The organism is Pseudoalteromonas sp. SWN166 (assembly GCF_015864485.1).
Lineage (GTDB): Bacteria > Pseudomonadota > Gammaproteobacteria > Enterobacterales > Alteromonadaceae > Pseudoalteromonas.
The window spans coordinates 166,726-182,192 of sequence record NZ_JADYXB010000003.1; the positions used below are offsets into that span (position 1 = coordinate 166,726).

The window sequence follows — 15,467 nt, forward strand, 5'->3', positions numbered from 1 at the left end:
GTCCACATTTAATCAAAATAATTAACGTAACTGTTAAGGTAAAGATGAACAACTTAACGTATAAAAACTCACAAACGTTAACATCAAGCGACATAGAAAACCTTGCACTGCGTTTTGGTGGTAAAAGTGATGACTACATAGAAATTGTAAACAAGCAGCAAAATAATAATACAATTAATAAGTACGCATTACTTAAAGAAATAAACAACGAACTAAACATGTAAGCTAGTTCAATTAACAATAGGTAAAACATCAGTTGCAAAGAGTTTTCATTAAAGGTGTCAAAGGCGGTTTAGGCAGTACCTCTGTGGTTGCAAACCTAGCGTGCGTACTAAAAAAATCTGACGTTGATGTTATTGCAATCGATCTAGATGCAAAAAGTGACTTAGGTTTACATTTTGGTTTGCCATGGAAATACACCAAAGGCTGGAGTAATGAAGCAAGCTTTGAAGATGCAATTGCGCATTTTCACCAAGATAACGATGGCATTGTATTTTTACCATTTGGTGATAGTGATGACACGAGCACCAATAGCATCACTAAAATGGTCGATAAATGCAAAAACCTAAATTATAGTGACGAAGCTTGGGTGCTTTTTGACTGCCCTTCACATATTAATATTTCTCATTATCCGTTAGAAAAAAAAGATATTGTTATTGAACTGGTAAATTGTGATGCTATTTGTCACAGCTTAATTTATAGGCGCCTACAAACACTCAAAAATTCAGATACCGACTGGAAGCATTACTTTTTAGTTAACCGATATAACTCTGCATCTACGCTAGAATTTGACTTGTTTTCTCTATGGCAATCAACGCTTCCGCTTATGGCTCCTTTTTTTATTAACAGTGACGAAGTTATTAAAGAGTCAACCGCATACAGAAATGTAGCGCTTAACTGCGCGCCATATAGTGTCGCAAATGATGACTTTGAAACGCTAGCTGGTTGGCTAGTTAGTAAAGTAGCCTTATAAAATGAGTATTACATTATTTTATCAGCGCCCTATCCACTGTACTTTATACTTGCTGCTGAGCATTTTATTTACTGATAAGTTAGTTCGGTACATATTATTTAAGTTTCACAGCTACTTTAATCAACATAAAGTAAATGTAATTGAAGCTTTCTTAATGCCTTTTATTACACTTTTAAGCTCGCTATTTATAAACATTAAACAGCATAAAATCAGCTTTGAGTTTACCCTTTATGACTACTACCCTCATTTAAGGTTGCCTTATCGAACCTATATTTACTCAAATATATTACGCTTTGTTATCCAAAGTATTTTTTTAGTATTTTTTAAAAACCAGCTTAAACCGAGTTCTGTAAAAGAAGATGCGGTTAATTATTTTTATGATGGCGTTAGTTACCTTTTAAGGCAATTACGTTGGTTTGATTTAAAGTTAGGTAAACTATTAAAGCGCCTACTATCAAAAAACAAAAAAGGTCCTAAAAAGAGTGCTTTTAAAGCGATGGCTGATGCACGTGTATGGCAAAATAAATTAGTTAAATACGTCATCCTCGCGTTTATTTTATTTTTATTAGCAATATTCATTACAATTCCTTTTAGCTTGGAAGCTCAAGCCGTTTTTATAAGTTTTATTTTATTAGTTGCGTATGCACTTAAGCGAGTAAAAGGCCAAATGGCAACCATTGTCATGATCACCTTGTCAGTAACTACGTCTTCTCGTTATTTATGGTGGCGTTACACTGAAACTTTAAACTGGGATGACCCGCTTGCACTTGCGCTAGGTGGGGGCTTATTACTTGCTGAAACGTATGCCTGGCTTGTGCTTATTTTAGGTTTTTTTCAAACAATTAATCCACTTGAACGAAAACCAGTTCCTTTGCCTAAAGACACTGACTTGTGGCCAACAGTTGATGTATATATTCCAACTTATAACGAGCCGTTAAGCATTGTAAGGCCCACTACGCTCGCGGCTTTAAGTATCGATTGGCCAGCCGATAAACTAAATGTTTACATATTAGATGATGGTAAGCGCTCAGAGTTTAAAGATTTTGCAGCCGAAATTGGAGTGGGTTATTTAGCGCGTTCGGATAACAATCATGCTAAAGCCGGTAATATGAATAGCGCTATGCGCTATACCGATGGCGAATATATCGCAATTTTTGACTGTGACCACGTTCCTGCTCGCTCATTTTTACAAATGACAATGGGGCAGTTTTTAAAAGACAGTAAAGTGTGTTTAGTGCAAACACCGCATCACTTTTTCTCAGCCGATCCATTTGAGCGAAACCTTAATAACCACAGCCAAATTCCTAACGAAAACATGCTGTTTTATGGACTTATTCAAGACGGTAACGACATGTGGGATGCAACCTTCTTTTGTGGTTCTTGCGCCGTATTAAAACGAGCAGCACTTGATGATATTGGCGGCTTTGCGTTTGAAACAGTAACTGAGGATGCACATACGGCTCTTCGTATGCAACGCGCTGGTTATAAAACAGCTTATATAAACATTCCACAAGCCGCAGGCCTTGCTACCGACAGTTTATCAGCGCATATAGGTCAACGTATCCGCTGGGCGCGTGGTATGGCGCAAATATTTAGACTTGATAATCCGTTAATGGGTAAAGGTTTAAGTATTCCTCAACGATTATGTTATATAAATGCAATGCTGCATTTCCTATCGGGTATTCCTCGTATTGTATTTTTAACCGCTCCTTTAGCGTTGATATATTTTAATGCCTACATAATTTATGCCCCTTTTATCGCTATTTTTATCTATGTGGTACCGACACTAATTCAAATAAAAGCAACTAACTCACGCATTCAAGGTAAATACCGTTACTCCTTCTGGGGTGAGGTATATGAATCAGTACTTGCTTGGTACATATTAAAACCAACAACCGTTGCTTTATTTAATCCTAATAAGGGTAAATTTAACGTAACCGAAAAAGGCGGTTTAAATGATGAAGAGCATTACGACTGGGGTATTTCTAAACCGTATTTAATTCTCTTACTTATTAATTTACTAGGCATAATAGTCGGTATATTACGTCTGTTTTTAGGTGACTCAAGCCAGATTGGCGTACTGATAATAAGTATGGGTTGGGCTTTTTATAATATTATTATTTTAGGCGCTGCGGTTGCGGTTGCTGCCGAAGCACGCCAAGTTAGGCACTCGCATCGTATCAAAGCAAACTTCCCTGCCGGCGTTCGTTTAGCAAATGGTCATACTTTAAAAGTAAAAATAACGGATTATTCAGATAACGGTGTAGGTATAGAGACTGAACACGCACATTTATGCCGCGTTAACGATAAAATTGAATTATTAATGAGTCGCGGTAACAAGCAATTTTCGTTTACAACTTATGTATGTAATACCCGTAAAAAACAAATTGGCCTTACACTTAAAGATTTATCGCTAGAAAAACAAAGAGCTTTTATACAATGTACTTTTTCAAGAGCAGATGCATGGCTAGATTGGCAAAATAACTTTAGACATGACCGTCCATCGTATAGCTTTAAAGAAGTGCAAAAAACAAGTTTACGGGGCTTTAGTAATTTACTATTTCATGCTCCAAGAGCGTTACAACCAATAATTAAGTTTATGACTAATACCGTCATTTACATAAATTCATTTACTCCAAAAAAACCGATAGTGCATAATAATTATGATTAAAAAGTTACTTAATACATTTCTAACATTGTTGCTTATTAGTAGCGCATATCAAGTGCTCGCTATCGAGCCTATGCACGACAAAACTATGTTTGTAAATGGCTACCCTGAGAGCGCTCAAATATCTAGTTTACGCCTTAGCTTTGAAAAGTTAGGATTCAACGACTATAAACTCGACGGCGTTAATAACAATTCCAGGGTTGATTTCACAAATAGGATTGATAAATTAAGCACTAACTTAAAGCTTAACTTTTCGTATACCAACTCACCTTCATTACTAGCTAATGTATCGCATTTAAAAGTTTACTTTAACGATAACTTAGTCACTGTTTTACCTATTAATGAAAAACTAAGTGTTGTAAAAAACACAGTAAGTCATAACCTAGATCTAAATGCTAAATACATTCAAGACTACAACCAAATTCGCTTTGAGTTAGTTGGTTACTACGACTTACAATGCCAAGATTATTTTAGCCGTTCAATTTGGACTGAAATAAATAAATCAAGCAACATTACCCTTGATCAAAAACAGTTAGCAATTGATAGCCGCCTTGAGTATTTACCAGAACCATTTTTTGATGCTAAAGATTACAACAAATTAAACCTACCTTTTGTATTTGCAAACACGCCCAATACACAAGCAATAGAAGCCGCAGCCACTTTATCAAGTTGGTTTGGCGCACAAGCTGACTGGCGTGGAGCTAACTTTCCAGTAGTCGTAAATAAAGCACCTGAGCAGCATAGCGTGGTGTTTATTACTAATGACTCAAAACCTGATTTTTTAAAAGATTATCCAGATGTTGAAAAGCCAACTGTTGAGCTGATCTCAAGCCCTATTCACAGATACAATAAAATGCTGTTAATTCTAGGCCGTGATGAAAAAGACTTAAAAACAGCCGTAACGGGTCTTGTATTTGGTCATAAAATTATGACTGGCAGAAGTGCGAGCATCGAAGCAATTAATAAGCTACCACTGCGTAAAGCATACGATGCACCGCGATGGCTCAGAAGCGATCGCCCTGTGCACTTTGACGAACTTATTGACTACCCAACTCAGCTACAAGCTGAAGGTCTTAACAACGGGCCTATAAAACTAAACGTTCGTTTTGCTCCTGATTTATTTACTTGGCGTGAAAAAGGGATTCCAATAACCCTGCAATACCGTAATACACCAGATAGCGAAACCTTAAATTCACGTTTGAACATGTTAATAAATCAAGAGTTCATAACTGGTTATTTACTTGATAAAAAAGATACATCTTTAACGACCGCTAAAACATTGTTGCCTTTAATAGCTAATACAGACACAACACAAAGCGCAGAAGATTTTTCATTAGAGGGTATTAACCTTGCCAACCGCAATGAACTAAATTTTGACTTTAGGTTTGCAATATCTATAAAAGGCGACTGCCCAGTTGCCCCTCCTGGTGGCGAGTACGGTGTAATTGATGGAAACTCTAACATTGATGTAAGTGGATTTGACCATTACATGGCTTTGCCTGATTTAAATGTATTTGCAAATAGCGGATTCCCATTTACAAAATATGCAGATTTACAACAAACTTTAGTATTAATAGATGAAGTGCCATCACCTAAAGCGCTTTCTGTACTGCTTAACTTAACCGGTCACTTTGGTGCAATTACTGGTTATCCAGCCCACAGAATAAGCGTTGCTCATTTAAATGAAGATGCCAACTTAGATGATAAAGACATTTTAGTTATCGCAAAACCTAACAGCATTGCCAATAACTTAGATGAAGACGCGCAAACCAATATCCTGCTTGATAACAATCAGCGCGCTATAAAACAAGCTATATACAATGGTGCATACGATGAGCAAACAACAGATAAGGTTGAAGTTAGTATAAAAAGTAGTGGTGATATGGCCGTTATTACAGGGTTTCAATCACCGTTTGATTCAGAGCGTTCAATTGTATCGCTTAGTGCAACATCACAAAAAGCCTTTACTCTACTAGATGATGCGCTAATGAGTTCAGAAGCACTTGCCCAAATTAAAGGCAGTGCAGCGGTCATAAACTCTCAAGGCATTAAAACAATAAAAACTGATGAGCAATACTTTGTTGGCCATATTCCGGTGCATACCCTAGTTTGGTTCCATTTGTCAGATCACCCATTTGTGCTAGCGCTATTGTCTATTTTAACACTACTGCTGATCTCATTTATAATATGGCGATTACTACAAGCATTAACACACAAGCGCTTAGCTGAAGGAGATAAGTAATGAAGTCACTCATTAATGTATTTTTTACTGTGATTGCATTATTCACCTTTAATGTCAGTGCACAGGTAGAGCAGTGTCAGCCATGGGATGCGTGGCAAACGTTTAAAAATAATTTTATAAGCCAAGATGGTCGCGTAATTGATTTAGGTAGCGAGCAAAATATCACAACCTCTGAAGGCCAATCTTATGCGTTATTTTTTGCTGTTGTAGCAAACGATAAAGCAATGTTTGACCTAGTACTTGATTGGACCCAAGAGCATTTATCTGAGGGAGACTTAAGTACCCGTTTACCTGCATGGCAATGGGGTGTTAACAATCAAAATGTTGGTGGTATTTTAGATTCAAATCCAGCGTCTGATTCTGACCTATGGATAGCGTATAGCTTATCGCAAGCTGCTATTCTTTGGGATGATCGCCGCTACAGCATATTAGCAGCCGTACTTGCACAGCGAATAATGCGTGAAGAAACAGCCTATATTTCGGGTCTAGGTTTATCATTACTACCCGCTCCTACAGGTTTTGAATTTGATAATGAGCGTTTTAAGTTAAACCCAAGCTACTCACCGCTATTTATTTATCAGCAGTTTAAAAAGCTTTATCCACACTCGCCTTGGCATCAATTGCACGAAGGGTCAGCAAAGTTAATTTTAGATACCGCAAAGCAAGGTGTTAGCCCTGACTGGGTAATGTATGATGCGAATAACGGCTTTTACTACGATAAAAAAACGAGCGACTTGGGCAGTTACAACGCTATTAGAGTATATTTATGGGCAAGCATGATGGCAGACAACGCACCTTATAAAAAAGAGCTATTAGCGCAATTTAATCCTTTTGTAAAAACAATTAATAAACGTGGTTACGTGCCTTTAAATACTTTTGCTAAATCAGGGGAATCTGAAAAAAGAGGTCCTTTAGGCTTTAACTCAGCTCTATTACCTTTACTAGCGACTAATAACGATAACTCTACAGTTATGGCAATTCAGCAAAAGCTAATGGTTGATAAATCATTTACCCAGACTCGTTACTACGACAGCGTACTTAACTTGTTTGGTGCAAGTGCTTTAAATAAACGTTTTTCAATTACAGCAGATGGGACGCTACAACCGATATGGAGCACTGAATGCCGTTAAGGTTTGCCCTAGCGTGCACATTAGCGCTTAGCTCTGGATTAAGCGCTAACACAGTCAACGATATTGATACGCAATCTGTTGATTGGTTACTAAGCCAAATAGGTATTGGTGAAGCACAGCAAAATAATAAACTAGTTGAAGATAGCTTACGAAAGTTAGTTGCGATTGCTCCTGCACGTATGGAAACACAGTGTGCCGTAGCACGTTATGATTTTGCTAATGGCGAATCGGCGAAAGCTAACCAATTACTAAGTAAAATAGATAATGGGCTTACCAAACAGGCTCCGTGCGTTGAAAAGCTAAAAGTACTTTCTCATACTCAAGGCAAAGACAAATCTTCAATTCAACAAGCTAGATTACTCGCTCGTGCCGGTCGTTATGAACAAGCTCGCGAAATCTATAATCAAATTTTTAAAAACGTCTACCCTACATTAGATTACGAACTTGAGCATTTAAGCTGGTACGGACAAGACAGCGACCAATGGGAAAGTGTTAAGAAAGGCTATGATAAATTAGCTCAAAACTATCCAAGTATTGCGCAGGTAGAAGTCGCTTATGCACGCCACCTACTTAGGCGTAATCTGACAGATAAAAAAGCGATTGATATTTTAAGTAAATATGGCGCGGGCCCTACTTTTATTAATGAAGTAGAATATATTTGGCTTAGTGCTTTGCTTGAAATGCCCTTAACGGATGATACAGTTAAGCAGTATCAGCGTTATTTCACGCTTTATCCTTTTAGTAGCAAAGGCGAATTACAATATCAAGATTTTCTAAAAGATTATAAAAAACGCCAAACATTGCTTGCAAACCCTGCTTATCAACAGTGGGTAAGAGCCGATAAATTACTCGAAAAAAATAAACTTGCTGCCGCAGAGCCTTTACTTTTAAAAGCTTTAAGAGGCCGCCCGCAAGATGGCGCTATAATGCGAAGCCTTGGCACACTCTATTTACGCCTTGGTGAAAACCAAAAGTCGTATCAATATTTTACTCGTGCACAAAAGTACACAACTGAGTTCGCAGAACGTGAAACACTACAAGAATTAGCAAAAACAGCTAAGCTTTGGCTTTATATACGCGAAGCTAAAAATGCTATTAATAATAAAGAGTTTAAAACGGCTAAGCTTAAGCTTGATTTAGCAGCCACCTTAGAACAAGAAACTAATACAGTAATATATAACAAAGGTTTATTACAATTTGCTCAAGGACAATATTCACAAGCAGCTCTTACTTATCAAATTGTTTTAAAAAGTGATCCACTTAATAACACCGCTTTAATTGGCCTGCTTGAAATAGCTGAATTAGAACAAAATGAACAAGCCTTAACTTCTTTTTATAACAGCTTATCGTTTAATCAAAAAAAACTAGTTAAAGAATCTTATTCTGTCTCTTTAAGCAGTCAGTACCGCGCAAAGGCAAATACGTTTGCACAGTCGGGAGATTTAGAGCAAGCCGAAAAAGTATTAAAAGACGCTATTGAAATAGCGCCAGAACAGCCTTGGTTATACTACGACTTAGCCTTTATATACCAACAAAAGGGACTGACAGAAGAGGCCCGTGCTTTATTTAATAATGTGCTGTGGCAGTTTCCGTTAAACCCTCAGATTCGTTACAGCCACGCGCTTTTTCTACGCTCTCTTGATGACTATCAAGGTGCTATTAAAACCTTGCAGTACATTCCATTTAAATCCAGAGATAAAGATATTATTGCGCTTGAACAACAGCTGCAACTTAATGAGTCTTTAACACAAAGTGAGCGCCACCTTGACGCTAAAGATAAAGCCACTGCGATTTATCATTTAAGTAACTTAGAAGCACAGAGCTTAACACCTGCTATGCAGGTTGAGTTATCACGAAGCTGGTATAGAATCGACGAAAAAAAGCACGCTATAAAACTTATAAACAAAGCACTGAAAGCTGAGCCTTCGCTTTCTGCTTATTGGCATACACTTTATGGTGAATGGCTTTTAGATCAGGGCGATGAGAGTAAAACGAAGCAATGGTTTGAACATTACGTATTACCAGAGAGCGCAACTAAAAACGAAACAACTCAATATGTACAGCTACAAAATAGCTATATTACTCAGTATTACAATGGTAGTGATTTAATTGCTAAGCTTAACCAGCTGGATCAAAAATATAAAAATACTCCTGCAACAACTACTGCCCTTATTAATGCAAACTTAGTACTTGAACAGCGCGAAGCGGCTGTTATTTTGTATCAACAAAAAGTACAAAATAAACAAACCATAGAGCCTCAAGCACTACTCGCTATTGCTAATGCATACATAGAACTTGGGGACGACTTTCAAGCAAAAGAAGTAACGCAAAAAGCGATAACGCAAACCACGTCGCAAGAAGGTTATTTACAACGCCAAATCATGTCATCTCTTAATGAGTTTAATTACTCAGGGGATGCACTTTACTTAGCTAAGCAACTAGTTGAAAAGTCACCCAACGATCAAGAATTACGTTATTTAGGCGCTCAAGTAGCCAGCAAATTTAACGAAACCGAACAAGCACAATCTTGGTACGCGCAAACCCTGTTTCCTAATCGTACATTAAATGAAAAAGAGCTTTACGGGGCGCTTTCAAAAATAGATGAAAACGACGAATGGTATGTAAACGGTGCTAAACGAGAGCTAATAAACGAGCAAAACAAAAACCAAGCCTACATTGCCATTGGTGTTAACTTTAGTGGACAAACAAGTACTGAAAGCGAAGCAACACTTGGTGCGGGCTTAGTCCCGATTGAAGCTTATTTTCCACTTTGGCAAGGCCAAGGGTTTATTAAAGTAGACCCTACAACTATTAGCGCACAAACAACGCGCTTCGATGAGCAATTTGCTGGCAGCCGCTATGGACAAGGTGCACTGTGTATTTTTACCTGTTCAATTGATGAAGTAACACCACAGGAAAGTGGTGTAGATGTAGGTATTGGTTGGCAAAATGAAAACTGGCGTATTGATGTAGGAACGACCCCACTTGGCTTTTTAATTGAAGACATTGTATGGGGTGTAAATTACGCAGACAGTTTTGGCGACTTTGGATACAGCCTAGAACTTGAAAAACGCCCAGTTACAAGCTCGGTACTTTCTTATGCAGGTCTTAAAGATGTAAGAACAGGTAAAGTTTGGGGTGGCGTACGTTCTACAGGTCTAACTGCTAATGTATCGCATGACTTAGGCGGTAAATGGGGTTTTTGGTCAAGCGCCGACTTTACCCTTTATAAAGGTCAAAATGTAAAAGACAACCAACGCTACCGTATGATGGGCGGTACTTACTACCGTGTAATTAGCAATCAAGATCGTGAATTTACCGTAGGCGCTAGCTTATTACATTGGGCATACAAGTATAATTTAAGTGAAGAAACATGGGGCCATGGTGGTTATTACAGTCCACAAAACTATGTAGGCTTATCTGTGCCACTCACTTATGACGCGCGTTGGGGCGATGATTTTGTTTATCGATTAAAAACAGGTGTTTCTTATTCGCAAACAAAAACTCAATCTATTGATTTCTTCCCTAATGATGGCGATTTGCAAATAGCTGCATATGATAGAGAGTCAATAACAGGTGTTGATCCTGTATTTGAAGGTGAAACAAGTTCTGGTGTTTCATATAATCTTGAAGGTAGTTTTGAGTATAGAATAACGCCGAATTGGTTCTTTGGTGGTTACTTAGCCATCGATCGTTCTGACTTTTACGAACCAAATTTTGGCCAGCTTTATATACGTTATTACTTTAATCCTGTTTATGGAACACTTGAGTTCCCGGGTACTCCTATTGTTCCTTATGCTGAGTTTTAACTTGGCATAAGGTGATATACCGCGAATACTTCCCCTAGCACTAAGGTATATGTATACTTGAGCGCAATTGTAACTAGGATAAGGGTGTGTCTCTTACCTTGTGGTGTTACTGCCATATAGCAAATCATTATCTTAGCTACAAATAATATACTGATGGTCGAGCATTTTAGTGGTTACAAATTCTAAAATAGCTAAAGCAAAAAATTATAAGGCCATCATAACAATACTTAAAGTTAGGAAGTAAATATGAGTTCAGCTCCAGATAGTGGCTGGTTTGGCCACCCTAAAGGACTTTCAACATTGTTCTTCACTGAAATGTGGGAACGAATGAGTTATTACGGTATGCGAGCTATGCTCGTATTATTCATGACAGCAAGCTTACAAGAAGAAGGTTTAGCCTTTACTGTTGCCTCAGCTGCTGCAATTTATGGTTTATACACAGGTGCGGTATACTTTTTAGGTTTACCAGGTGGCTGGCTAGCAGATAGATTGTTTGGTGGTCAAAAAGCAGTATGGTATGGCGGTATAATCATTATGATTGGTCATATTATTTTGGCTATTCCACATGATTATTCTTTCTTCATTGGCTTAATATTTGTAGCGACAGGTACTGGTTTGCTAAAACCAAATATCAGCGCAATGGTCGGCCAACTATACAGTGATGCTGATGAGCGTCGTGATGGCGGTTACGCTATTTACTACATGGGTATTAACTTAGGTTCTTTAATTGGTTACTACGTTTGTGGTTACTTTATGGAAAACGTAGGTTGGCACTGGGCGTTTGGTGCAGCAGCTGTTGGTATGGCTATTGGTTTGGTGCAATATAAGCGCTCACTTAATAACTTACCAGAGCATAGCGCTTTACCAGCAAATCCATTAGGTCCTAAAGGCACTTCTCGCGCATGGGTTGGTATTGCTGCGTTTGTAATTGCAGCGGCTGCAGTTACTACGGCTGCAATGACCGGCGCAATTGTAATCAATCCAACAGTGGTTGCAGGGTACGTAGCTGTTGTATTTACTATTATCTTTTTTGTTTATTTTGGTGTTATTTACTTTACAGGTAAATTAACAGATGCCGAAAAACAAAGAATGTGGGCACTATTTTTAGTATGTATTGCATCTGCATGTTTTTGGTCTGGCTTTGAACAAGCAGGTTCGTCATTAAACTTATTTGCTCGCGATTATACTGACCGCCTTATTGGTACTTTTGAAATCCCTACAACGTGGTTTCAATCATTAAACTCACTGTTTATTATTGCCTTATCGCCATTTTTTGCAGCACTTTGGATTAATTTATCTAAAAGCCTAGTGTCACCTAGCTACAGCGTTAAGTGTGCAATTGGTTTAATTATCATGGCATCAGGCTTTTTAGTTATGTTTATGGCTGCTCATTACGCAGCTGAAGGCTTAAAAGTAGCGCCTTACTGGCTTGTTACTACGTACTTTTTACATACTGTGGGTGAGCTTTGTTTAAGCCCTGTAGCGTTAAGTGCGGTAAGTAAACTATCGCCTAAACGTTACACAGGTCAAATGATGGGTGTGTTTGTATTAACTTACTCAATCGGTAATATTATTGCAGGCTTACTTGCTGGTAATTTCGATCCGAACAATGTTGATGAAATTCCTAACTTATACTTACAAATTGCATTATTTAGCATTGGTGTTGGTGTTGTTTTAGTACTAATGACTTTTAAAGCTAAAGTATGGGAAAAACAAGGGTTAGAAGAGAAAGTCTCTTAATTGTTGTTTATTTTAAATATAACAACATAACCTAAACATTCCTCCATAGCGTCTATGGGGGAATTTTTTTATTCAACTTTGCCCCACTCTCGTTAACTGATATTATGCCCTGATTGATTATTGAATAGACTCAGGGACAGCAGTATATGCATTTATTAACGTTATCACGTGCCACTCTAATAGTATTTCTCCTTATTTTTTTATCTGCCTGTGGTGGCGGTGATGAAGTCACAGTAAATCCAAATGATCCTGTAGAACCCGAACCTAGCGGTTTAATTATTACCAATGCTAATGGCTTACAAACGTCATTAGATGAAGGTAACTTTGCTATCAATGCACCTGGGCAAATAGTGGCTAGCGATACTGAAATAACCTACGAAAAATTAGTTCTTGATGAGACTAATCAAGCAAAAAATATCATTTCAGATATACATACGCTTACCCCAGATACACTTCAACTTTCTAGCCCAATGACTGTCACTATAAAAATACCTGACGACTATGTATTAGGCGGCCAATTAACTATTGCTCGTTTAAGCGGAGACTCTTGGTCAAGCATTACTAATTCAACGGTATCGCAAGGCTTTGTTAGTGCACAAGTAAACCAACTAGGTAGCTATGCAATAGAAATGCAACGTACTGTCGCGTTTTCTGATGTTGGCCCTACATGTGATGCTAATGCAACAGAGCAATCTGTAAGGTTTGTTCATGTTGCCGACATGCATTCTCGCTTTGGGTATCAAGAACAATATTTTAGTCGCATTAAAGCTTATTATAAAAAAGCGCTAAGCGAATCACCGCATACATTATTCACCGATGGTGGCGATGACTACGAAAAAGGAACTGTAGCAGAGCAAATATCACAAGGGTTAGCCTCTGATGAAACCGTAAAGCTAATGGCTTTTGATTTACGTGTTTTAGGGAACCATGACTATGCGTGGGGTCCTGAAAAGCTACTTGAATTTTCACAAGACGATAATGCCATTGTACTTGCCAGTAATACCCGCTTTGAGGGAGAAAACAGTCAGAATTTTGGTGGTGTCGACTTTGCTAAGGTACAGGTTGGCTGCATAACATTGGGTGTGTTTGGGATGACGTCGGTACCATGGGATGAGCTTGACGAACCAATTGAAGATGACCCTATTCCTGACTTTATAAAACAATTTAAAATGAGTTGGAAATGGCAACAAATCGCACAAAGTATTGTAAGCCAATACCGCGATGACGTTGATTACATGATTATGCTAAGCCACTTGGGCAAAGGAACTGATGTTGAGATAGCAACCAATGTACCCGGTATAGATTTAGTACTTGGCGGGCATACTCATGGTGGTGAGGATTTTATAGAGCTTGATAATAACGCTTTAATCATTCAACCAGATTTTTATGCACGCGGTGTCACCGATTTAAATTTAGTATTTAATACTGCCAATAAAACACTAAGTCGTTACAATTATCAACATGTAGATACACGATCATCTATAGAGCCCGACGAAGAAACCAAGCTAGCTATCGATGAAATAATGGGACGTTACGCACCCGATGCAGATACAGAAATTGCTATTTCAGAAAACTATCCAAGTGACTTTGAAGTTGCGGGTATTACTGCACTTGCAACTAAACATTCAAGCTCAATTAATGCAGCACTGCTTAACCCTGAGCTTGTGCAAAAAAGATGGACGCCAGGTACAGTTACACAAGAAGATTTTCACAAAGCATTTTATGTTGAAAGACAGCCTTCAAACACACCTGGCTTTAATTCACTGTATCAAGTAACTGTTACGGGCACTGATTTAAATACAATGATTGCCAGTCAGCCCGATTGGTTTGTGCTCAAACCAGAAGAAATTCAAGTAACGACAAATTATAATGTCGCTTTATTTAAAGGTGCGGCACTTAATCCAGATTTATTTTTTAGCAGTGTTACTTTTAATGATGTAAAACCAATTGCCGAAGCATGGTGGCTACTTGATCAATACGCGCGCTTTAGAACAACGCAATGTCTTCACCTTGATACAGACACACAACTTAATGCTTGCCAAGATGTTGCAAATATAACAATTTGGAACTTTGACGATCCAACAAACCCACTGGCCCCAGACTTTGGTCCATCGGTTTTAAACTACTTTGATCCAGAAAATGACGGTTGGGGCCCAGAAGATACCCGTTATGAGACAACCACTGCTCTTGATATTGCGGATTTAACTGATGGTCCTTCTGGTGTAATGGCTTTTACTGCTCACTCACCTACAGAGGGTTTTAAAATTGAATTAAACACACCAGCAAATGGTGACTTTGCAAGTGACGGTATGGTATCTGACTACACTCTAATAATGGATTTATATTGGCCATCAAAAGATAGCGATTCTTATCGTGCAATAATACAAACTGAAACAGTAGATTATTTAAAAGATGATGCAGATATATTTATTGATCCCAGTGGCGGTTATGGTGAAGCGACATTGAAAAGTGGATATTTTGGTGATACTAAACCAGAAACATGGCATCGTGTAGCGTTTGTGTTTTACACAGCGCCAAAAAATGGCGTGTTTGAAGTATATATTGATGGTGAGTTAGCGGGTGTAAAAGAGTTTGGAGAAATAGACCAACGTTGGGCTCTCAACAAAGCAGTGCTCTTATTTACTGATAATGGCTACGAAACAGTCCCTGGTTATTTAAATGCATTACTCTATGCTGGCCGTGCTATGACCCGTGGCGAAATTAAAAGTATGGGCGCTGCACAACAAAAATTAACCTTTGAACAACCAATGCGTGTGTTAAATCAAACGATTGAACGTCACTACAAAGCAGCTCCAGCAATAAAAACTAATTTATGGATAGAGCAGCGAAACAAGTTCTTTGGTAACGCCTCTCAAAGTGTAAACAATTAAATACAAGCAGGCTT

Annotated in this window: 8 protein-coding genes; all 8 read left to right on the top strand. The window is 38.2% G+C overall.

The annotated features are described in order from the left end of the window. Window positions 1–44: 44 nt before the first annotated feature. The 8 genes from bcsR to I6F49_RS03160 all read left to right on the top strand — a co-directional run bounded on the left by bcsR (window position 45) and on the right by I6F49_RS03160 (window position 15,453). Window positions 45–224: a BcsR/BcsP family cellulose biosynthesis protein gene (gene bcsR / locus I6F49_RS03125; protein ID WP_166419984.1), complete on the top strand. Its 180-nt coding sequence runs from the start codon at window positions 45–47 to the stop codon at window positions 222–224. A 32-nt stretch (window positions 225–256) separates the two neighbouring features. Further along, window positions 257–973: a cellulose biosynthesis protein BcsQ gene (gene bcsQ, locus I6F49_RS03130; RefSeq protein ID WP_197141090.1), complete on the top strand. Its 717-nt coding sequence runs from the start codon at window positions 257–259 to the stop codon at window positions 971–973. A gap of 1 nt (window position 974) precedes the next feature. Beyond that, window positions 975–3,644, top strand: coding sequence for a UDP-forming cellulose synthase catalytic subunit (gene bcsA, locus I6F49_RS03135; protein ID WP_197178331.1), 2,670 nt, complete (start codon window positions 975–977; stop codon window positions 3,642–3,644). Beyond that, window positions 3,637–5,883, top strand: a complete 2,247-nt coding sequence (bcsB, locus tag I6F49_RS03140) for a cellulose biosynthesis cyclic di-GMP-binding regulatory protein BcsB (protein WP_197178333.1) — start codon at window positions 3,637–3,639, stop codon at window positions 5,881–5,883. Before bcsA ends, bcsB begins: the two co-directional genes overlap by 8 nt. Next, a complete protein-coding gene (gene bcsZ / locus I6F49_RS03145; RefSeq protein WP_197178335.1) occupies window positions 5,883–7,013 on the top strand; it encodes a cellulose synthase complex periplasmic endoglucanase BcsZ in 1,131 nt (376 codons plus the stop codon). The genes bcsB and bcsZ overlap by 1 nt, the downstream gene beginning before the upstream one ends. Beyond that, window positions 7,004–10,822: a cellulose synthase subunit BcsC-related outer membrane protein gene (locus tag I6F49_RS03150; RefSeq protein ID WP_197178337.1), complete on the top strand. Its 3,819-nt coding sequence runs from the start codon at window positions 7,004–7,006 to the stop codon at window positions 10,820–10,822. Before bcsZ ends, I6F49_RS03150 begins: the two co-directional genes overlap by 10 nt. Window positions 10,823–11,068: 246 nt before the next feature. Continuing rightward, complete coding sequence (locus tag I6F49_RS03155) at window positions 11,069–12,562, top strand: peptide MFS transporter (RefSeq protein WP_165729042.1); 1,494 nt, start codon at window positions 11,069–11,071, stop codon at window positions 12,560–12,562. A 146-nt stretch (window positions 12,563–12,708) separates the two neighbouring features. Next, window positions 12,709–15,453 (top strand): metallophosphoesterase, encoded by a 2,745-nt coding sequence (locus I6F49_RS03160; RefSeq protein ID WP_197178339.1) that lies wholly within the window; start codon window positions 12,709–12,711, stop codon window positions 15,451–15,453. Window positions 15,454–15,467: the final 14 nt, after the last annotated feature.